The sequence below is a fragment of the Ochrobactrum sp. SFR4 genome (assembly GCF_019730395.1).
Lineage (GTDB): Bacteria > Pseudomonadota > Alphaproteobacteria > Rhizobiales > Rhizobiaceae > Pseudochrobactrum.
In genome coordinates, this window is record NZ_JAAPBB010000081.1 from 1 (window position 1) to 657 (window position 657).

Annotated in this window: 1 protein-coding gene; it reads right to left on the reverse strand. The window is 48.6% G+C overall.

All coding sequences use genetic code 11. The features are described from left to right. The coding region (locus tag HBA93_RS17935) for a hypothetical protein (RefSeq protein ID WP_221724198.1) at positions 1-441 on the reverse strand (441 nt) is incomplete at its 3' end. Positions 442-657: the final 216 nt, after the last annotated feature.

Sequence of the window (657 nt, forward strand, 5' to 3'; positions counted from 1 at the left end):
GAGAGTATTACGCAGATCACCAACTTTTGCAGTCAACGTGGAGGCCGCACGTTCGAGGCTAGTTAATTCGGCAGGGCTAAACTTGCCATCAGCTGCAGCTGCGGCACCGGTAGCAAAAATAGCGCCGGCTTCTTGAACTGCATCTGACAGGCTGGACATTATGCTCGTTGTGGTTTTGACCGCGCGCTCAGGGTCTTCCACACGAAAACCATTTAACTCAGCCATTGCCGATGTCACGATTGGTTGTCCGCAGTCAGCTTCAAGAATAATAATTGCATTAATCGGCATCAAATCAGTGTCTTTTGCCTGGTTCCAGCGACCGACATGGCTTGTTGATGTCGAGGTCAGTTCGGCTGCTCGCGCAATGCCTCCGCACATTTTAATTAAGTCGCGTTGTGCAGCTTTAAGACGGTGAAACCATGCATTTGAAAGATGGGACATTATTGCCTCCTGAATTTAGGCAAAGTTTTCCCGTGACGGGAAAAACCGTTTAATTTTCCCGTGGTGGGAACGAATATTTCTTGTCAGATTGAAAGGGTAATCAGATCAGTAGGGAGCAATCGCTCCTCTGGTTAAAACCCGGCTCAATCGCCGCAAGATCGGAGTGTAAAAGAAATGCCGATACCGCCAATAGAAGCGCAACTGGCTAAAGAAAGG